19 protein-coding genes are annotated in these 19,357 nt (G+C 65.0%); 11 read left to right on the top strand and 8 right to left on the bottom strand.

The features are described 5' to 3' along the window. Positions 1-24 precede the first annotated feature (24 nt). A complete protein-coding gene (gene leuD, locus P6U28_RS11310; protein ID WP_407122227.1) occupies positions 25-633 on the bottom strand; it encodes a 3-isopropylmalate dehydratase small subunit in 609 nt (202 codons plus the stop codon). Further along, positions 630-2,054, bottom strand: coding sequence for a 3-isopropylmalate dehydratase large subunit (leuC, locus tag P6U28_RS11305; protein WP_407122226.1), 1,425 nt, complete (start codon positions 2,052-2,054; stop codon positions 630-632). The genes leuD and leuC overlap by 4 nt, the downstream gene beginning before the upstream one ends. Positions 2,055-2,181: 127 nt before the next feature. Between leuC and P6U28_RS11300 the strand changes: the two genes are divergently transcribed. After that, the gene (locus P6U28_RS11300) at positions 2,182-3,102 is read left to right on the top strand and encodes a LysR family transcriptional regulator (RefSeq protein WP_407122224.1); all 921 of its coding nucleotides are present in this window, start codon (positions 2,182-2,184) and stop codon (positions 3,100-3,102) included. Between the two features lie 25 nt (positions 3,103-3,127). Here the strand turns inward: P6U28_RS11300 and P6U28_RS11295 are convergent, their stop codons facing one another. The 3 genes from P6U28_RS11295 to P6U28_RS11285 all read right to left on the bottom strand — a co-directional run bounded on the left by P6U28_RS11295 (position 3,128) and on the right by P6U28_RS11285 (position 5,736). Then, positions 3,128-3,619, bottom strand: coding sequence for a hypothetical protein (locus P6U28_RS11295; RefSeq protein WP_162500603.1), 492 nt, complete (start codon positions 3,617-3,619; stop codon positions 3,128-3,130). A gap of 158 nt (positions 3,620-3,777) precedes the next feature. Continuing rightward, a complete protein-coding gene (locus P6U28_RS11290; RefSeq protein ID WP_122403560.1) occupies positions 3,778-4,230 on the bottom strand; it encodes a DNA polymerase III subunit chi in 453 nt (150 codons plus the stop codon). Between the two features lie 6 nt (positions 4,231-4,236). Continuing rightward, positions 4,237-5,736: a leucyl aminopeptidase gene (locus P6U28_RS11285; protein WP_407122223.1), complete on the bottom strand. Its 1,500-nt coding sequence runs from the start codon at positions 5,734-5,736 to the stop codon at positions 4,237-4,239. Positions 5,737-6,074: 338 nt separating this feature from the next. On the opposite strand from P6U28_RS11285, the gene lptF reads away from it, so the two are divergent. The 8 genes from lptF to P6U28_RS11245 all read left to right on the top strand — a co-directional run bounded on the left by lptF (position 6,075) and on the right by P6U28_RS11245 (position 15,277). After that, positions 6,075-7,244 carry an LPS export ABC transporter permease LptF gene (gene lptF, locus P6U28_RS11280; protein ID WP_122403562.1) on the top strand — a complete coding sequence of 390 codons (1,170 nt, stop codon included), beginning with the start codon at positions 6,075-6,077 and terminating at the stop codon, positions 7,242-7,244. After that, on the top strand, positions 7,241-8,338 hold the full coding sequence (lptG, locus tag P6U28_RS11275) for an LPS export ABC transporter permease LptG (RefSeq protein ID WP_122403563.1): 1,098 nt from the start codon (positions 7,241-7,243) through the stop codon (positions 8,336-8,338). The genes lptF and lptG overlap by 4 nt, the downstream gene beginning before the upstream one ends. Then, complete coding sequence (locus P6U28_RS11270) at positions 8,338-10,827, top strand: LPS-assembly protein LptD (RefSeq protein ID WP_407122221.1); 2,490 nt, start codon at positions 8,338-8,340, stop codon at positions 10,825-10,827. The genes lptG and P6U28_RS11270 overlap by 1 nt, the downstream gene beginning before the upstream one ends. A 68-nt stretch (positions 10,828-10,895) precedes the next feature. Further along, positions 10,896-11,831 (top strand): peptidylprolyl isomerase, encoded by a 936-nt coding sequence (locus P6U28_RS11265; protein WP_162500307.1) that lies wholly within the window; start codon positions 10,896-10,898, stop codon positions 11,829-11,831. Then, positions 11,831-12,862: a 4-hydroxythreonine-4-phosphate dehydrogenase PdxA gene (gene pdxA / locus P6U28_RS11260; RefSeq protein WP_122403565.1), complete on the top strand. Its 1,032-nt coding sequence runs from the start codon at positions 11,831-11,833 to the stop codon at positions 12,860-12,862. Before P6U28_RS11265 ends, pdxA begins: the two co-directional genes overlap by 1 nt. 166 nt (positions 12,863-13,028) lie before the next feature. Beyond that, positions 13,029-13,889 (top strand): 16S rRNA (adenine(1518)-N(6)/adenine(1519)-N(6))-dimethyltransferase RsmA, encoded by an 861-nt coding sequence (gene rsmA / locus P6U28_RS11255; protein ID WP_129142934.1) that lies wholly within the window; start codon positions 13,029-13,031, stop codon positions 13,887-13,889. A 16-nt stretch (positions 13,890-13,905) separates the two neighbouring features. Next, a complete protein-coding gene (locus P6U28_RS11250; RefSeq protein ID WP_407122220.1) occupies positions 13,906-14,964 on the top strand; it encodes an alcohol dehydrogenase in 1,059 nt (352 codons plus the stop codon). 76 nt (positions 14,965-15,040) lie between these two features. Beyond that, positions 15,041-15,277, top strand: a complete 237-nt coding sequence (locus tag P6U28_RS11245) for a hypothetical protein (RefSeq protein ID WP_122403567.1) — start codon at positions 15,041-15,043, stop codon at positions 15,275-15,277. A gap of 54 nt (positions 15,278-15,331) precedes the next feature. On the opposite strand, the gene P6U28_RS11240 is transcribed toward P6U28_RS11245, so the two are convergent. Together P6U28_RS11240 and P6U28_RS11235 are read right to left on the bottom strand one after the other, a co-directional pair. After that, positions 15,332-15,559, bottom strand: coding sequence for a hypothetical protein (locus P6U28_RS11240; protein ID WP_122403568.1), 228 nt, complete (start codon positions 15,557-15,559; stop codon positions 15,332-15,334). Between the two features lie 78 nt (positions 15,560-15,637). Further along, a complete protein-coding gene (locus tag P6U28_RS11235; protein ID WP_122403569.1) occupies positions 15,638-16,375 on the bottom strand; it encodes a Crp/Fnr family transcriptional regulator in 738 nt (245 codons plus the stop codon). Positions 16,376-16,527: 152 nt separating this feature from the next. Here P6U28_RS11235 and P6U28_RS11230 point away from each other — a divergent pair, with 152 nt between their 5' ends. Together P6U28_RS11230 and P6U28_RS11225 are read left to right on the top strand one after the other, a co-directional pair. Beyond that, positions 16,528-16,767 carry a hypothetical protein gene (locus tag P6U28_RS11230; protein WP_407122219.1) on the top strand — a complete coding sequence of 80 codons (240 nt, stop codon included), beginning with the start codon at positions 16,528-16,530 and terminating at the stop codon, positions 16,765-16,767. A 17-nt stretch (positions 16,768-16,784) separates the two neighbouring features. Next, complete coding sequence (locus P6U28_RS11225) at positions 16,785-17,486, top strand: Crp/Fnr family transcriptional regulator (protein WP_122403571.1); 702 nt, start codon at positions 16,785-16,787, stop codon at positions 17,484-17,486. A 566-nt stretch (positions 17,487-18,052) separates the two neighbouring features. On the opposite strand, the gene P6U28_RS11220 is transcribed toward P6U28_RS11225, so the two are convergent. After that, positions 18,053-19,051, bottom strand: a complete 999-nt coding sequence (locus tag P6U28_RS11220) for an IS110 family transposase (RefSeq protein WP_122403573.1) — start codon at positions 19,049-19,051, stop codon at positions 18,053-18,055. Positions 19,052-19,357 lie beyond the last annotated feature (306 nt).

Here is a 19,357-nt window from a genome sequence, read left to right as displayed (position 1 = left end):
CGAGCCGCGCCAGGTTCGTGCAGTTCAGACGATCCAGGGGTTCTCCGCCCGATGCCGCGCCTCGAAGGCACGTATGTCGTCGGCGAAGACCAGCGTGGAGGCGATGAAATCGCGGCCGGTCAGAAAGGCTTCTTTCCTGTCCGGCTCGATGTCGAATCCGATCGAGCGGCGACCGCAATCGAAGCGGATCGTCTGCGCGGCAAGGTCGATCGTGACGTCATTGCGCGAGCTGTCGGTGACGGCCTGAGCGAGCTCCGCCAGCACGCCGGCCTCGAGCGAGATCGTCAACAGACCGTTGTTGGCGCAATTGTCGTTGAAGATGCCGGCGAAGCTGGTGCCGATCAGTGCGCGAATGCCGAGCTGCTGAAGCCCCCAGACCGCGTGCTCGCGGCTAGACCCGCAACCGAAGTTGGGGCCGACCACGAGAAAGCAGGAATCGCGATAGCCGTCCTGGTTCAGGATGAAATCCGGATCGGGTTTGCCGCCGCTGAAGCGCAGCAGATTGAAGGCGCCCTCGCCGAGCCCGCTGCGGTCCACGCCCTTGAGGAACATTTTGGGCATGATGACGTCCGTGTCGGTATTCGGCGCCATCATGGGCGCAGCCACGCCCGTGACCTGTCCAAACGGAATCATTGGCGTGCTCCTCTCAACAGAGAACGCACATCCGTGATGCGTCCGGTGACGGCTGCCGCGGCCACCATCGCCGGGCTCATCAGGTGCGTGCGCGCGCCCGGACCCTGGCGGCCTTCGAAATTGCGGTTCGTGGAGGACGCGCAGCGCTCACCCGGCTTCAGCACATCGTCATTCATCGCAAGACACATCGAGCAGCCGGACTGCCGCCATTCAACGCCGGCATCGGTAAAGACCTTGGCGAGACCTTCCGACTCGGCCTGCGCCCGGACCTGGGTCGAACCCGGCACCACGATCGCCCGCACGCCCTCGGCAACGCGGCGGCCGCGAAAGATCTCGGCCGCATCGCGCAGATCCTCGATGCGCGAATTCGTGCAGGATCCGATGAACGCGAAGTCGATCGGCACCGATTGAATGGGCAATCCGGGCGTGAGGCCCATATAGTTCAAGGCGCGGCTTGCCGCCGCCTGGCGCTCGGGCGCGGCCTGCTGTCCAGGATCTGGAATGATCTCGGTGACGGCGATCGCCTGGTCGGGACTGGTGCCCCAGGTCACGAGCGGCGCGACTTCGGAAACGTCGAGCGTGACCTCGCGATCGAACCGAGCGTCGGAATCCGAAGCCAAGGTCAGCCAGCTCCTGGCCGCCCGCTCCCACATCTCGCCCTTCGGCGACCGCGGACGTCCCTTCAGATAATCCAGCACCTTTTGATCAGGTGCGATCACGACGCCGCGCGCACCCGCCTCGACGATCATGACAGACATCACGATCCGGCCCTCGACGCTCATGTTGGAGACGACGGGACCGCTGAACTCCACGGCGTATCCGGTCGCTCCATCGGCGCCGATCCGCCGGATCACCTCCATCACGATGTCCTTGGACGTGACGCCGAGCGGCGCCGCCCCGGTCAGGTGGATGCGCATCGTCTTGAGGCGGCGATAGCGCACCGTCGAGGTCGCGAGATAATGCTCGATGTCGGATGTCCCGATGCCGTAGCCGAGGGCACCGAACGCGCCATAGGCGGTGGTGTGACTGTCGCCGGCGGCGATCACCATGCCAGGCATGACGAGCCCCTGCTCGGGAGCGACGACATGTTCGATGCCCTGCCGCGGATCGAGAATGTCGAAATATTCGATGCCGAAATCCCTGGCATTTTCCGCGAAATAGTCGACCTGCCGCGCCGCGCCTCGGTCCGGCATCGCGCGGGTGCGCTGAGCCGCGGTCGGGTTGACGTGGTCGACGACCATCAGCGCGGCCTTCGGATTCCAGACCTTGCGCCCGGCCGCGCGCAGCCCGGCGAAGGCTTGCGGGCTGGTGTATTCGTTGAGCACGGTACGGTCGACATAGAGCAACACGAGACCGCTATCGTCGAGATTGCGGACCAGATGGGCGTCGACCAACTTGTCGTACAGCGTGCGCCCGGCCATCGCGCTTTCCTCCCAGAGAAGACTTGCTGCACCGTGCCGCCCGCGACACTGGAAATCCAATGTCGTGTTCTGATATCTTTATGCAGATCATGCATAAGCAGTGTTCGGAGGATCAGGAGGCCGTGCAATGGAGATCAACTGGCTGCACGATTTCATAGCGGTGGCGACCACACGCAGCTTCTCGCGGGCGGCGGAGCAGCGGAACTGCTCACAGCCGGCGCTGAGCCGCAGAATCCAGGCGCTCGAGGTTTGGACCGGCGCGCCGCTGCTGGACCGCACGACCCACAGCGTCAATCTCACACCGGCCGGCGAAGGCTTTCGCGAGACTGCCGAGGACGTTCTGCGCCGGCTCTCTGCCGGCCGGCTCGACGCTCAGGAGCGGGCCCGCGGCGCGTCAGACGTGCTGAAATTCGCCTCGACCAACGCGCTGTCGCTGACCTTCTTCCCCGACTGGCTGCGCGGCATCGAGACCAAGCTGTCGTTCGTGCCGAACGTGCAGCTCGTCGCCAATCACATGGAGGCGTGCGAGCGGATATTGTTGGCGGGCGATGCACATTTTCTGCTCTGCCATTACCACCCGGCGGCGGCTACGGCGCTGGCGCCATCGCATTTCCGCTCGCTCCATGTCGGCGACGACAGGCTCATTCCAGCATCGGTGCCGATGTCAGGTCGAAGCCGCAAGCCGCGTTTCAAGCTGCCTGGCACGGCAGCCGCGCCGGTCCCCTTCCTGAGCTTCCGCCCTGAATCGGGCATGGGACGAATCCTCGAAGCCGTGCGCGCGACGTCGCCGCTGGACGCGCATCTGCGCACAACCTTCACCTCTCACCTCGCAAAGCTGCTGGTGACGATGGTCCAGGCCGGCCGCGGCATGGCATGGCTGCCGGAAAGTTTGATCGCCGATCAGCTCGCCTCGGGCGAGATCGTTGCCGCAGGCGGGCCCCAATGGCACGTGCCGATCGAGATCCACGTGTTCCGGCCGAAGCTTCGCCTGGCGCAGGCCGCAGAGGCGTTCTGGCAGCACATCGCGAAAAGCAGCCGTCAGACCTAACAGAGCCGCGTCCGCGCACTCCGCCTTACGCCTGCTTCTTCTTCGGCTTCGGCTTCGCGGCCTTCGGCGTCGGTTGCGGCTCGGGATTGCCCTCGATTGAGGACAGACGTCCAGCCGTGAACGTGTAGATGCCTGCGCGCGGACCGGTGGCCCACGTGACGACGGCGACGCGCCTGCCGGCGGCATCGTTGGAGAGGTTGACACTCGAGGGCGCGCCGATGCCGCGCACCACGTCGCATTCGGTATGGCCGAGCGCAACCGTGCCGCCAACCGGCGCGGGCGCCGTGGTCGAGGCATTGGCATCGGCCGGCCCGGGCGCCGGCGCCATGCCGGGACAGGCGCCGTCGGCGCTGACGAGGTCCTCCGGTCCCACGGGCTTATCCGGAGTGAGCGGCGGCGATTCGATCGAGATGTTTTTGATGAAGAGACGGCCGGGCCTCTGGAACCACTCGGCGTCCTTCGACAACAGATCGGTCCCGCCCGAACAGCCCGCGACCAGCGGTGCTACGGCGACCAATGCAATCATGACCGAGCCGGGAAGCTTTTGATGTCGCACGATAAACTAATTCCCCGCGTGAAGGACCAGCCCTAAACGATTGTCCCAACATCCCTTTGCGGCACGAAGGTGGCCGAAGCCAGCCTCGCCCGAAAAGTGCAAATTATCATTAATTGCAGCTAATTCCGCTTCTGCCACCGGCCGCGCTCGTCGGCCTGCCAATAGGTGACATCAAATCCCCGCGCCTTGCAATCCGTCCACGCCGTGCGGGCGAGCGCAAGCGCGTCCGGATCGTCGCCGTTGAACAGCAGCACCATGCGCTCGTAGCCCCGTGCGTCCTCCGGCAGCGCGGCATTGTCGATCAGGAAGCGGACATTGGCACCGTTTGGATTGCCGTCCTCGATCGCCAGCACGATCGGTTGATCGGCGACATCGTTCACGCGCCATGTCGCGTGCGGCAGGAAGGAATCGTCGCGATAAGTCCACAAATGCGCGTCGAGCGCATCGGCGCGCTCCTCCGAGGTCGACTGCACCACGACCCGCCAGCCGCGCTCGAGCGATTTCTCGAGAAGCGGCGGCAACACATTCTCCACCGTCATGTTTTGCAGATGGTAGAACAGCACTTCAGTCATTTCAGGTCATTTGCGCTCGTAGTGGTCGGCGACCAGCCGGTCGAGCAGACGGACGCCATAACCGCTTCCCCAGCTCTGGTTGATGTCGGTCTTCGGCGCGCCCATGGCGGTCCCGGCGATGTCGAGATGCGCCCAGGGCGTACCGTCGACGAAGCGCTGCAGGAACTGCGCTGCGGTGATCGAGCCGCCATGGCGGCCGCCGGTGTTCTTCATGTCGGCAAACTGGGAATCGATCAGCTTGTCGTATTCGGGCCCGAGCGGCATCCGCCAGACCTTCTCCCCACTCTCGATGCCGGCCGCGAGCAGCCGGTCGGCAAGCTCGTCGTTGTTGGAGAACATGCCGGCATGCTCGGTGCCGAGCGCCACCATGATCGCGCCGGTCAGCGTCGCCAGATCCACCATGAATTTCGGCTTCACCTTCTTGGCGACGTACCAGAGCACGTCGGCCAGCACGAGGCGGCCCTCCGCGTCGGTATTGATGATCTCGATGGTCTGACCGGACATCGAGGTGACGATGTCGCCCGGCCGCTGCGCGTTGCCATCGGGCATGTTCTCGACGAGGCCGATGGCGCCGACCGCGTTGACCTTCGCCTTGCGCGCAGCGAGCGCATGCATCAGGCCGACGACGCAGGCCGCGCCTCCCATGTCGCCCTTCATGTCCTCCATGCTGCCGGCCGGCTTGATCGAGATGCCGCCGGTGTCGAAACAGACGCCCTTGCCGACGAACGCGACCGGTGCCTCGCCCTTCTTGGCTCCGTCCCAGCGCATGATCACGGTGCGGCTCGGCCGCGCCGAGCCCTGGCCGACGCCGAGCAGCGCGCCCATGCCGAGCTTCTGCATCGCCTTGACGTCGAGCACCTCGACCTTGACCCCGAGCTTGCGGAGCTGACTGGCTCTGCGCGCGAATTCCTCGGGGAAAAGCACGTTCGGCGGCTCGTTGACGAGGTCGCGCGCAATGATCACGCCGTCGACGACGTGGCCGGCCGAGGCAAACGCCTTCTTCGCAGCACTGGCATCGCCGACCGCAAGCGAGACGTCGGCACGCGAGCCCCCCTCCTCGCCATCCTTCTTCTTGGTCTTGTAGCGGTCGAACTTGTAGGTGCGTAAGCGAAGGCCCGAGGCGATCGCAACCGCCTGCTCGCTCGTCATGGCGCCACCGGGCAGCTCCGCGATGATGGTCATGGCGCTGGTGCCAGCGGGCAGCTTGCTCGCGGCCACCCCGCCGAATTTGAGGAAATCGTTCGCTTTCAGGCCGGTCGCCTTGCCGGCGCCGATCACGATCAGCCGGGTCGCCTTCACGCCCTCGGGCGCCAGTATGTCCAGCGCGGCCCCGCTTTTACCCTTGAAGGCCGCAGCAGCCGCCGCGCGCTTCACGAGGTCGACGGCGCCACCCAGCGCCTTCCCCGTTGCCGGGCCGAGCTTCAGGCCGTCATCGCAGAACACGACCAGGATGCCACGGGGGGCGGCAGACAACGGGACAAAGCCGACCTTGATGGCATCGGACATGGATAACTCCTCCAAAACATGGGGCTTTTCGTCGTTCGGGGGTTCCAGTCACAAACCGGAGCTGAACGGCGATTCACTGAGGCTTCCCCCACTATGGTCCAGCGGCCCGTCCGATGCCAAGCGCCGCCGTGGCCGCGAGGCCACAACGATCGAAATATTAACCATATATTGAGGGTGCCACGGGGCAGCCATTTTGTTGACGGATCAAAGGGATGGTAGTGAGAAAGTGAACCGCCGGAAGAGCTGCTGGCCGACCTTGGGGATCCCCTGACGGGGATGGGTTGGACGCCGGAATTCTGGTCGACATTGGGGCTTGATGGGGATTCGTGCGGTCGCGCATGGGGTCGATCGATAGGTATATCTTCCGTACGACGCTGGCGTCGTTTGCGCTGGTCCTGGTCAGCCTCACCGGCGTGATCTGGATTACGCAGGCGTTGCGCGGCATCGACCTGATGACGAGTCAGGGTCAGACCATTCTCACCTTCCTCGGCATCACAAGCCTCGTGATCCCGGCCCTGGTTCTGATCATCTCGCCGATCGCGCTGATGATCGCGATCTCGCACACGCTGAACAAGCTCGCGACCGATTCCGAGATCATCGTGATGAATGCCGCCGGCTTCTCGCCGTTCCGGCTGTTCTATCCGTTCTTCTACGCCACCTGCGTGGTGGCGCTGCTGGTCGCCTTCATCGCGGCCTATCTCGCCCCCGACGGCATGCGGCGGATCAAGCAGTGGGACGCCGAGATCACGGCCGACGTGCTCACCAACATCCTGCAGCCCGGCCGCTTCGCCCAGCTCGACAGGAACCTGACGATCCGGATCCGCGAGCGCCTGCCCGGCGGCATCCTCGCCGGCATCTTCATCGACGACCGCCGCGATCCGAACGAGCGCGTCTCGATCGTCGCCGAGCACGGCGAGGTCGTGAAGAACGAGACCGGCTCGTTCCTGGTGCTGGAGACCGGCAATCTTCAGCGCTTCGAGGCGGGCAAGCGCGATCCGGCGCTGGTGGCGTTCGGCCGCTACGGTTTCGACATGTCGAAGTTCTCCAACCAGGGCCGCGACGTCACCCTCGGCATCCGCGAGCGCTATCTGTGGGAGCTGTTCTCGCCGTCCGAGAACGACCCCGTCTACAAGCAGATTCCCGGTCAGTTCCGCTCGGCCCTGCACGACGGCATCCTGGCGCCGATCTATCCGTTCGCCTTTGCCGTGCTGACCTTCGCGTTCCTTGGGGCGCCTCGCACCACGCGCCAGAGCCGGAATTTCTCGATCGCCTCCTCGATCCTGGCGGTGTTCGGCCTGCGCATGGCCGGCTTCGCCTGTTCGGTGATGGCGGTGAAATCGCCGGGCGCGGTGCTGGTCCAATATGCGATGGTCGTCGGCGCGATCGGCGTCGGGCTGGCCATGATCATTGGCGGCGTCGTGGTCGAGCCGCCTCCCGGCCTGATGGAGGCCATCAACAGGTCGAACGCACGGATCGCGCGGCTGTTCGGACGTCCGGCCACCGCATGAGCATGCTCACCAACACACTCGGGCGCTACTTCGCAGGCCGCTTCGTGGTCGCGGCGCTCGGCGTCTTCGGCGGCATTTTCCTGCTGCTGGTGCTGGTCGACTACATCGAGATGGTGCGCAAGACCTCGGGGCTGGCATCCGCCTCCGCGATCATGGTGGCCGAGACCTCGCTGTTCCGGGTGCCGCAGCTCCTGGAGAAGCTGACGCCGTTCTGCATGCTGATCGGCGCCATGACCTGCTATCTCGCGCTCTCCCGCCGGCTCGAGCTGGTGGTGGCGCGCGCTGCCGGAATCTCCGCCTGGCAGTTCATCTCGCCGGCGCTCGGCAGCGCGCTGCTGATCGGGGTGATCGCCACCGTCGCCTACAATCCCATGTCGGCCAATTTGCGCGAGCTGTCCAAGCGCATGGAGGCCGAGCTGTTCGGCTCGGCGCCCGGCGGCGGCATTCAGGACGCCTCCGGCTTCTGGCTCAATCAGGTGACCAACGACGGCCAGACCATCATCAACGCGGCGCGGAGCGAGCAGCAGGGCATCCGGCTCACCGGGCTCACGCTGTTCCGGTTCGACTCGGACCAGCACTTCAAGGAGCGGGTCGAGGCGCGCGAGGCGACGCTCGAGGCCGGCCGCTGGGTGTTCAAGGGCGTCCGCCGCTTCTCGCTGGACGCGCCCCCGATCGACCAGGCCAGCCTGGAGATTCCGACCACGTTGACCGAGGCGCAGGTCCGCAACAGCTTTTCCACCCCCGAGACTGTGTCCTTTTGGCAACTACCGAGCTACATCCGCTCCTCGGAAAGCTCGGGCTTCGCGACAGCCGGATACCGACTCCAGTATCAGAAGCTTCTGGCACAGCCGTTTTTGCTCGCAGCCATGGTGATGCTCGCGGCCTCCGTGTCGTTGCGCTTCTTCCGGATGGGCGGCGTGCAGAAGATGGTTTTGAGTGGCGTGGGCGCAGGCTTTCTGCTCTACGTTCTGTCGAAAGTAACTGAGGATTTGAGCAAGGCTGAGTTGATGCATCCGATCGCTGCGGCGTGGTTGCCCGTTGTGGTGGGCGGCCTCACCGGCTTTTTGGCCTTGCTCTATCAGGAGGACGGATAGTGACTGCCGTCCACCGAGGGCTCGTGTCTCGTTTGACGCGGCGCACGTTGGTGCGCGCGACCGGGTGCGGCTTGTCCGTCCGCAGGCTCCTGATGGCTGTCGTCGCCGCTGCCTCGCTCGGCGGCTTGATCGACGCTGCCGTCGTGGCGCCGACCCAGGCCCAGAGCTTCACCTACAATCCGCTGCCGCCGCGTCCGAAGCCGCCGAAGGCCGCCAACGACAACCAGATGCTGGTTCAAGCGACCGAGGTCGACTACGACTACAACAATTCGCGCGTCTCCGCGGTCGGTAACGTCCAGCTGTTCTACAACGGCACCAGCGTCGAGGCCGACCGGGTCATCTACGACCAGAAGACCAAGCGGCTGCATGCCGAAGGCAACATCCGCATGACGGATGCCGACGGCAAGATCACCTATGCCGAGATCATGGATCTCTCGGACGATTACCGCGACGGTTTCGTCGACTCGCTGCGCGTGGACACAGCCGACCAGACCCGCATGGCCGCGAGCCGCGCCGACCGCTCCAGTGGCAACTACACGGTGTTCGAGAACGGCGTCTACACGGCCTGCGCGCCGTGTAAGGACGATCCGAAGAAGCCGCCGCTATGGCAGGTCAAGGGTGCGCGCATCATCCACGACCAGCAGGAGAAGATGCTGTATTTCGAGACCGCGCAGCTCGAATTCTTCGGCGTGCCGCTCGCCTACATGCCCTATTTCTCGACCCCCGACCCGACCGTGAAGCGCAAGTCCGGCTTCCTGATGCCCGGCTACTTCCCGGGCACGACGAACACGGGCTTCGGCGTCGAGGTTCCCTATTACTGGGCGATCGCGCCCGACATGGACGCGACCATCACCCCCCGCTTCATGACACGGCAAGGCGTCATGCTGCAGGGCGAATTCCGCCAGCGCCTGATCGACGGCGCCTACCAGATCCGCGCTTACGGCATCGACCAGCTCGATCCCGGAGCCTTTGCCGGGCAGCCCGGCGACCGCCAGTTCCGCGGCGCCGTCGACACCAAGGGTCAGTTCGCGCTGAACGACAAATGGGTCTGGGGCTGGGACGGCGTCCTGATGTCCGACTACTATTTCTTCTCGGACTACCGGCTCTATCAGTACCGTGATCCGCTCGGCTCGTTCCTGTTGCTGCCGACGGAAGCGCTGTCGCAGCTCTATCTGACCGGCGTCGGCAACCGCAGCTTCTTCGACGCGCGCACGATGTACTGGCTGAGCTATTCGGGCAACCAGAGCCAGGTGCCGATCGTCTATCCGGTGATCGACTATTCGAACGTGCTCAACTATCCCGTGTTCGGCGGCGAGTTCAGCTACAAGACCAACTTCGTGAACCTGTCGCGTGACGATGCGGTGTTCGATCCGATCACGACGGTCGCCAACACCAACGGCCTGTGCACCACGGCGTCGGCCGATCCGCTGGCGCGTATGCCCTCGCAGTGCCTGCTGCGCGGCTTCCCGGGCACCTACACACGCCTGACGGCGGAAGCGCAGTGGCGCAAATCCTTCACCGATCCGTTCGGCCAGATCTGGACGCCGTTCGCGAGCCTGCGCGCCGACGCGATCAACTCGTCGGTCTCCAACCAGCCCGGCGTGTCGAACTACCTGCCCATCGGCGACACCCAGGCGTTCCGCCTGATGCCGACCGTGGGCCTGGAGTACCGCTATCCCTTCATCAACATCCAGCCCTGGGGCTCGACCACCGTCGAGCCGATCGCGCAGATCATCATCCGGCCGAACGAGACCTATGCCGGCAAGCTGCCGAACGAGGACGCCCAGAGCATGGTGTTCGACGCCTCGAACCTGTTCAGCGTCGACAAGTTCTCCGGCTACGACCGGGTCGAGGGCGGCGGCCGCGCCAATGTCGGCGTGCAGTCCACCACGCAGTTCGACAAGGGCGGCGCGGTCAAGGTGCTGTTCGGCGAGTCCTACCACCTGTTCGGCCTGAACTCCTTCGCGGTTCAGGACGCCATCAATACGGGCATCAATTCCGGCCTGGACAAGCCGCGCTCGGATTACGTGGCGAGCGCCAGCTACTCGCCCAACAGCACCTACACGTTCAGCGTCCGTTCCCGCATGGACGAGCAGACCTGGAACGTGCAGCGCTTCGAGGCGGAAGGCCGCGCCAACTTCAATCGCTGGTCGGTCAGCGTGCTGTACGGCAATTACGCAGCGCAGCCGGAACTCGGCTATCTGACCCGCCGCGAGGGCATCCTGACCTCGGGATCGCTGAAGGTCGCGAACAACTGGGTGGTGTCGGGCTCGGCGCGCTGGGACCTCGAGGCCAACAAGATCAATCAATATGTGCTCGGTGCCGGCTATGTCGACGATTGCTTCGTGCTGGCGGCGAACTACGTAACTTCGTATAGCTATTCTGCGGGCACCACGCCGCCCGTGCTGAGCCATGCGTTCATGTTCCAGATCGGCCTGCGCACGCTGGCGACCACGTCGACGACCAGCAGTTCCGCCGGCCTCCAGTGAACGGTTTGAAGTGCCAGCCGCGCCTGCCCCATCACAGGCTCGACGCGGCTGACCTGCGAGCGACAATCATGACGACCTCATTGCCCGTCTTCCGCCTCCTGCTCGCCATCAGTGCCGGGCTGATCCTGACCGGACTGCCCTCGCCGTCGCGCGCGCAGAACATCGTCGTCATGGTCAACGGCGATCCGATCACCGATTTCGACATCGAGCAGCGCTCCAGGCTCGACCAGCTGACGACGCAGAAGACCCCGAGCCGGCAGGAGGTCATCAACGAGCTGATCGACGACAAGGTGAAGCTCAAGGAAGGCAAGAAGTACGGGGTCGATCCCGGCGTCTCCGACGTCAACCAGTCCTACGAGGGTATGGCGCAGCGCATGCGCATCACGCCGGAGCAGCTCACCAAATCACTCGAATCCAAGGGTGTCCGCCCCGAAACGCTGAAAGGCCGCATGAAGGCCGAGATGGTCTGGACCAGCCTGGTGCGCGGCCGATTCAAGGAGAAGCTGCTCGTCGGCGAGCGCGACGTCGCGCAGGCCGTGCAGGCCCAGACCGGCGACAAGCTTCAGATCGAAGGCACCGAATACAAGATGCAGCCGATCGTGCTGATCGTGCCGCGCGGCTCGTCCGCGGCGTTCCTGGAAACCCGGAAGAAGGAAGCCGAGACCTATCGGGCCCGCGTTGGGAGCTGCGAGGAAGCCAACTCGCTGTTCCGCTCGACGCCGAACGCCACCATCCGCGACGCCGTCACCAAGACCACCGCAGAGCTGCCCGACCCGCTGCGCAAGTTGCTCGACGACACGCCGATCGGCCACCTGACCGCGCCCGAGGTGACCAAGGCGGGCATCGAGATGGTGGTGCTGTGCTCGCGCAAGCCGACCATGATCGACACGCCGAAGAAGCGCGAGGTCCGCGAGAAGATGTATCAGGAGAAGTACGAGAAGACCCAGAAGGCCTATCTCGACGAGCTCCGCAAGGCGGCGATGATCGAATATCGCAACCGCTGATGGCCAAGCCCCTCTCAGAGCCCTCCACCAAGTCCGCAGCCAAGCCCCTTGCCCTCACCCTGGGAGAGCCCGCCGGCATCGGCCCCGACATCACGATCGCAGCCTGGCTCAGGCGCCGCGAGCTGAACCTGCCCGCCTTCTATCTGCTCGGGGACGACGCGCTGATCGCGCGGCGGGCCCGGGCGCTCGGCGTCGACATCAGGATCGCCGCGGTGAGCCCCAGTGAGGCCGCTTCCGCCTTCACTGATGCCCTGCCCGTGGTCGCGACCGGCGAGCGCGCGAGCGCCGAACCCGGCAAGCCCGACGCATCCAGCGCGCCGGCTGCGCTCGCCTCGATCCGTCAGGCGGTCATCGACGTGCGCGCAGGTCGCGCCGGCGCCGTCGTCACCAATCCGATCGCCAAGAGCGTGCTCTACCGCGCCGGCTTCCGCCATCCCGGCCACACCGAATTCCTCGCCGAGCTTGCCGCGGAGAACGGCCGCGTGCCGCAGCCGGTGATGATGCTGTGGTCGCCGCAGCTTGCCGTGGTGCCCGTGACCATCCACGTCCCGCTGCGCGATGCGCTGGGAGAGCTCACCAGCGAGCTGATCGTCTCGACCGTACGCATCGTCGCGACCGAACTGAAGTCCCGCTTCGGCATCGCAAAGCCGCGCATCGCGATCTCCGGCCTCAATCCGCATGCCGGCGAGGACGGATCTCTCGGCCACGAGGAGCAGACCGTCATCGCCCCGGCGCTCAAAGTCCTGCGCAACGGCGGTATCGAAGCCAGGGGCCCGCTGCCCGCCGACACCATGTTCCACCAGGCCGCACGACAGACCTATGACTGCGCGGTCTGCATGTATCACGACCAGGCGCTGATCCCGATCAAGACGGTCGCCTTCGATGACGCCGTCAACGTCACGCTCGGCCTGCCCATCATCCGCACCTCGCCCGATCACGGCACCGCCTTCGACATCGCCGGCACGGGTAAAGCCAATCCGGCGAGCCTGATCGCGGCGCTTCAGCTTGCCAGCCGCATGGCGGCTTCGTAGTGCCGCCGATCTGAAGTTCCTGCAGTGCACGCCGCGAGCGCGTTCAGGAACTTCAGATCGACAAGTGGCACTGCAATGATAATTTCTTGGTGCCCTCAGCTTTCCGAAGTTCGTACAAGGGCGCCGCAGGTTGGCACGAACTTCGGAAAGCTAAGGGCACCCGCTGATGAGCGCGATCGACGACCTCCCGCCGCTGCGCGAGGTCATTCGCCAGCATGCGCTGTCGGCCAGGAAATCGCTCGGCCAGAACTTCTTGCTCGACCTCAACCTGACAGCGCGCATCGCGCGCGCGGCCGCGCCGCTGGACGAGGCGACGGTCGTCGAGATCGGCCCCGGCCCGGGCGGGCTGACGCGGGCGCTGCTCGCGCTCGGCGCGCGGCGCGTCATCGCCATCGAGCATGACGAGCGCGCAATTCCGGCCCTGCAAGATATTTCGGCGCGCTATCCCGGCCGGCTCGAGATCGTGCATGGCGATGCCATGACCTTCGATCCGCGCCCGCTACTCTCAGGCGAACGCGCAAAGATCGTCGCCAACCTGCCCTACAACATCGCGACCCAGCTTCTCATCAACTGGCTCACCGTCGAGCCCTGGCCGCCCTGGTACGAGATGATGGTCTTGATGTTCCAGCGCGAGGTCGGCGAGCGCATCGTCGCGCGCGAGGGCGAAGAGGCCTATGGCCGGCTCGGCGTGCTCGCCAACTGGCGCTGCGAGACCAAGATCCTGTTCGATATCTCGCCCTCGGCCTTCGTGCCGCCACCGAAGGTCACCTCCTCCGTCGTGCGCCTCGTGCCGCGCCCAGAGCCTCTGCCCTGCGATCGCAGGCTGCTCGAGCAGGTCGCCGCCGCCGCGTTCGGCCAGCGCCGAAAAATGCTGCGGCAAAGCCTGAAGTCGCTGGGCGTCGATCCCGCGCGGCTCGCGAGCGCCGCCGGCGTCGATGCGACGCGGCGCGCCGAGACCATCCCGATTTCCGGCTTTGTTGCCATGGCCAGTGAATTGGCCAATATACGGAATGAAGCAGAGCGATAATTTCGGAGGAAAGAATATGGCGCTGATGCGCAGGCAGTCCCTGGTCAAGTTCGATGCGCCGCTGTGCGAGACCATCGTCGACACGCCCAAGCCGCAAGGCCGCGAGGTGCTGGTGCGCATCGAGCGCTGCGGCCTCTGCCATTCCGACCTGCACATCCAGGACGGCTACGCCGATCTCGGCGGCGGCAAGAAGCTCGACACCACGCGCGGCATGACGCTGCCCTTCACGCTCGGCCACGAGATCGCGGGCGTCGTCGACGAAGTCGGTCCCGACGTAGCAGCCAGCCTCGTCGGCGCCAAGAAGGCCGTGTTTCCATGGATCGGCTGCGGCCAGTGCCGCGACTGCGCCAATGGCGACGAGAATCTCTGCGTCAAACAGCGCTTCCTCGGCGTCTCCATCGATGGCGGCTTCGCCAGCCACGTGCTGGTCCCCGACGCCAAATATCTGCTCGATTACGATCCCCTGCCGGTCAACCAGGCCGCGACCTTGATGTGCTCCGGGGTGACCGCCTATGGCGCGCTCAAGCGCCTGGTCGACCGTCCGCGCCAGCGCAACCTCTTGCTGATCGGCCTCGGCGGCGTCGGCATGATGGGCCTGTCGTTCGCGCAGGCAATGTTCAAGCAACCGATCACGGTCGCAGATCTGTCACCGGCCGCACGCGAGACCGCGCTCGAGAACGGCGCCGCCGTCGCCTACGATCCGGCCGAGCCCGACGTGATCAAACGTATCCTGAAAGAAACCGAAGGCGGCTTCGACGAGATCGTGGATTTCGCCGGCAACGAGAAGTCGATGGCGTTCGCGGTCGCGGTCGCCGCGCGCGGCGGCAAGATCGTGGTCTCCGGCCTGATGGGCGGCCAGTTCAGGCTGCCGATGGTGCAATGGGTCTATAAGCGCATGACCATCGAAGGTTTCATGGTCGGCACGCTGGCTGAGGCGCACGAGCTGATGGCGCTCGCACGCGCCGGCAAGATCAAGCCGACGCCGATGCGCGAGGAGCCGATGGGCGACGTGCAGAAATGGATCGACGAGCTGCGCGCCGGCAAGGTCGTCGGCCGCATCGTGCTCAAGAACTGATCCGCTCGAGCGGCGGGCCCGACGCAAGTCTCGCCCGCCGCACGGAACGCCTGCGACCGCGCCGCGTTGGCAGCGCATGTCGATCCGTTGCACCGTTGAAAGCGCGTTCTTCATCGCCTGGAGCTGCCTGGAGAAGAGTGGCGAGCTCGGGCCGCCCGACGAGAGCGCAAATTTCCTGCTCGACTCGATCGAAGCCCAGCTCCGGGCCGGTGAACGCCGGCAGTTGATGCTTGCCAACAGAGCGATCGACGCCTATCGCGCGGCTGCGGCGAAGGGCGATGCCGCCGCCGGACGTGAAGCCCGCCCTGGATGATGGCCTTCGGCTATCGCTGCGTGCGCAACCGACGCCGTTGCATGGCCGGCGCACTCATTTTTTCTTGCCGCCGGTCCTGTGCTCGGTCTTGGACGCATCCTTGATGCCGGGCCGATCTGCCTGAGTTGCATTCATGCCGGTGGTATCCATCGTCCCTTTCTCGGTGGCACCGTTCGTGTTCTCCGGCCTCTCCATGCCGGACTGCGGAGCCGGTCCGGAATTCTGCGCGATGACGGGCCCGGCCATCGCTGCAAACGCGATCGCCACGATGAGCGCTTTCATTGGCATCTCCCTCGTCTCATAAATGACGTGCCCGCAAGAGAGTTGTTCCCCTCAGGCTGAACTTCGCGCTAACGCGCCTTACACAAAGGGCGGCGCCTGCCGTTTCAGGTGCAGATAGGCTGGACTGAAATCTCCGAGCCGCTGCAATTCACGCCACTTCAGCACGATCAGCTCGCCCTCGCGCAGGTCCATGGCTCCGCTCCGCCTGAGGTCGGCAAGGGTCCGGTTCACCGTCGCGATCGCCATGCCCAAGGTCTCGCCAAGCTGAGCCAGGCTGATCGGCAGGCGGCAGCGATTGCCGCGGACCAGCTGCGCCGCGCGGGCCCGGTAGAACAGCTCGCAAAAAAGGTGCGCCATACGCGCCTGCATCGGCCGCGCGCTGTTGTTGGTGATGGCCTCGCGGAAGATCGCGGCATCGAGCAGCGTCTCGCGCCAGACGGCCAGCCCAAAGGTCGGCCGCCGCCGGAACGCGACGAACAATTCGCGATGCGGGATGAAGGCGATCGACGCCGGCCCGAGCGCACTGAGCCCATGATCCATCATGTCAATGAACAAGCCCTGCGCATCCGGAAGGTCGCCGGTGAGATGAAACGCCAAATATTGTCGCCGCCCGCTGCCGAGCAGGTGATAGCGGGCAACCATGCCGGAGACGACCAATGCCGAATGCTTCGGCTCGTCACCTTGACGGATGAAATCCTCGTTGGGCGCGAAATCGCGCAGCGTGAAGGTGAGCGCGCGGATCTCGGCAATATCCTCCTCCGCGAGCCCGGTGTGCTCGCCGAGGTTCCGGATCAGCACGTCGTGAGCATTTTGCATGGGCCCGCCGAAAATCGCGCCGGTTCTATCAAATGATACGTCCGGCTTGCGTTCAGCGGACTAGAACGCGGGTCGGAAGCACAGGTTGCTAACCGGTTCGTGACGCACCGATCGCAGCCACACCATCCCCCGATTTCGGACCCAGCCGCCTTATGAATCCCCCGACGATCCTGGAACGCATTCGCGGACTGTTCGCATCCGGTACAGGCGAGCACCTGGACAGCATTAGCGAGGCCCTCCTCAACGGAACGCTGAAGGAGCCTGCCCACCCGATGTCGGATCAGGAACTGGCCCGTGCCATCCGCGAGTTCCGCTCCGTTCCGGTCTCGGACTGGACCATCGCAAGACTCTCGCGGCGCCTGCTCGAGGCGTCCGGGCCGCGCGACGTCTGAAGCGCACCACTGGTCTCATGCCGCATCCGAAGTTCATCGCGCGTCTCCAGGCGATCGAAGGCCTATCCGAGGACGAACGCCGGCAGATCGCAGGCTTGCCGTCGACGCTGCGCCAGGTCGCGGACGGCGAGATCGTGTTACGCCAGGGCGAGGCCCCTTCACGCTGCGTCTTCGTCGTCAGCGGCTTCCTCTACCAGGCCCGTATCGTCGGCGATCGCAGCCAGATCCTCGCCTTCCACGTTCCCGGCGACATGCCGTGCCTGCACACGCTGCTGATCTCGCCGATCGATGCAGACCTCGTCGGGCTAGGCCCGACCATCGTCGGCACCGTTGCGCACAGCCAGCTGCGCCAGCTGCTCGACGGCTCCATCCACCTGACCCGCGCCTTCTGGCACGAGACACTGATCGATGCCGCGATCTCGCGGCAATGGATCGCGCGCCTCGGCGCACAGGCGGCGCTGCCCAAGCTTGCGCATCTCATCTGCGAGCTCGCCGCGCGGCTGGAGGTCGTCGGCCTCGTCAAGGACGGCAGTTTCCAGATGCCGATGACGCAGCGGCACGTTGCTGACGCCTGCGGACTGTCGATCGTCCACGTCAATCGCACCATTCAGGAGCTGAGGCATCGTGGACTGATCACGTGGGAGGGCAGCGAGATCGCGCTGCTCCAGCCCGACGAGCTGCGGAGACTTGCGGATTTTACGCCGGATTATCTGAGCTGAGCGTTGGAGCATGAGCGTGTGATTTCGCGAGGCGTCGGGCAAAACACCGCGTCAAGCCCCTCCTCGCAAAAATATTTTACTTTTCCGAATTTCGGATTTATGGCATACACCTCGCATCCCGGCCCTGCCAAAGGGGCGCTTCGCGATCGTCACGAGATGCGGGCCGGGTGGCGGTGGACGCGGCAGCGCCGGCGCGGATGGCGTGGTGACAGGGCGGGCAACCGTGAGTCTCACGCGACGCGGTACGACACGGCGCAGTTAAAGCGGCCTCGTTGGTCGTCTTGGGTGAGCACGCGCCAGCCCCTGATGATCCGGTGGGGTCGTCCGGGGACGGAGAAGTCGTGTGGTCCTGACGCCCGGGGTCTGTGCGTCAAGGCTTGTGGTGATGCGGCGGCCCGACCGGGCACGCGCATCAGCCATCCGCAAGGCGACGGGGGCAATAGTGCATCGCTCCCCGGGGAGCAACTGTGTTGAAGTAGCCCGGCGATCGGCCGGCCTCAAGGCTGGCGCTGGCGCGCCACCGCCTCCGGCGGCTTCCGGCCTTGACCCCGTCCGCTCGCCGGTCTTCAGGGCGTGCAAGCGCTCGGCGGAAGCCGAGCGGAGTTGCTCACTTCGTACCGGCCGGCGTCCCATTTCTCGCCGCGTGCGATCATGACGTTCAGGATCACGATCAGCTTGCGCATGCAGGCGATGAGCGCAACCTTCGGCTCCTTGCCTTTGGCGATCAGGCGATCGTAAAAGGCCTTGAGCACGGGGTTATGCCGGGTCGCGGCTCCCATGGACGCCATGTAGAAGACGTTGCGGACCTTGCGGCGTCCGCCCTGGATATGACGGACGCCCCGACGTTTGCCGCTGTCGTCGTCATAAGGCGCAGCACCCAGCAGGGCCGCGGCCACTTTGTTGCCTATCTGGCCGAGTTCCGGCATCGCCCCGATCAGTCCGGCGGATGTGCCCCCGGCAAGACCTGGTACGCTCTCGATGATCTCGGCGAGTTCGGCAAAACGCGGTGTGGTCTTGATCAGGGCTGCGATCGCTGCTTCCAGCTTGGCAATTTCGGCGGCGAGCCGCTTCAGCAGGCGATTTTGCATCTTCTGCACGACGTCAGGAGTGGAATGCTCCGTCCTGTTTCGCAAGCTCGTCTGCACGTCAATCAGAGCCTGGCGCGCACTCACGATCTGCGCCAGCTTCTCGCGTGCCGCATCGTAGGCTTGCCCCCTTGCCTCAATGAAGGTCTCGGCGAACCAGGCAATCATCTCCGCATCGATCGGATCGTTCTTGGCGAGCTGTCCAGCCGATTTGGCGAAGTTGCGCACCCGCTTTGGATCCACCACCAAGCCTTCGATACCATCCTGGCGTAGCACCTTGGCCCACTCCCGCTCATAACCACCGGAAGCCTCCATGGCGGCTTTGCCGACCTTGTGCTTGCGAAGCCAGCGGATCAGCGCTCGCCGACCTTCTGGGCTGCTCGCGAACGTCTGCCGTTGTGACAATGAGCGAATGCACACATCCACCTTGTCCTTGGCCACGTCGATGCCAGCGACAAGGACGTCGTTTTGTGCCATCATCTACTCCCTTCCTTGCTCGGTTCGGGCTCGAAGCCCATGCAACTGTTCGGGTTGAGGAAGACCACCGGATCTGTCCCTCGCTCCCCGACAGGCTCAAGGCCTTTGAGCACGAACGGGCTCAGATCCAGCGACGGGCGGTTTTGCGAGAACCGCCCGTTCGCACATTCTGGCAGATTTTCTGGACACAAGAGCACGAAGGACACCGTTAAAACCAGCCGCGCAGGGAAGGCCAAGCGTTCGGCGAGACCTGTGATCCACCCCGTGTGCATTCTTGGAAAGCGCACGGATCTGCGGGTGCCAGCCGGC

It is taken from the genome of Bradyrhizobium sp. STM 3561, assembly GCF_045571455.1.
Lineage (GTDB): Bacteria > Pseudomonadota > Alphaproteobacteria > Rhizobiales > Xanthobacteraceae > Bradyrhizobium > Bradyrhizobium vignae.
The sequence above is the reverse complement of the archived record's forward strand: the minus strand, read 5'-3'. Positions and strand labels throughout refer to the sequence as shown.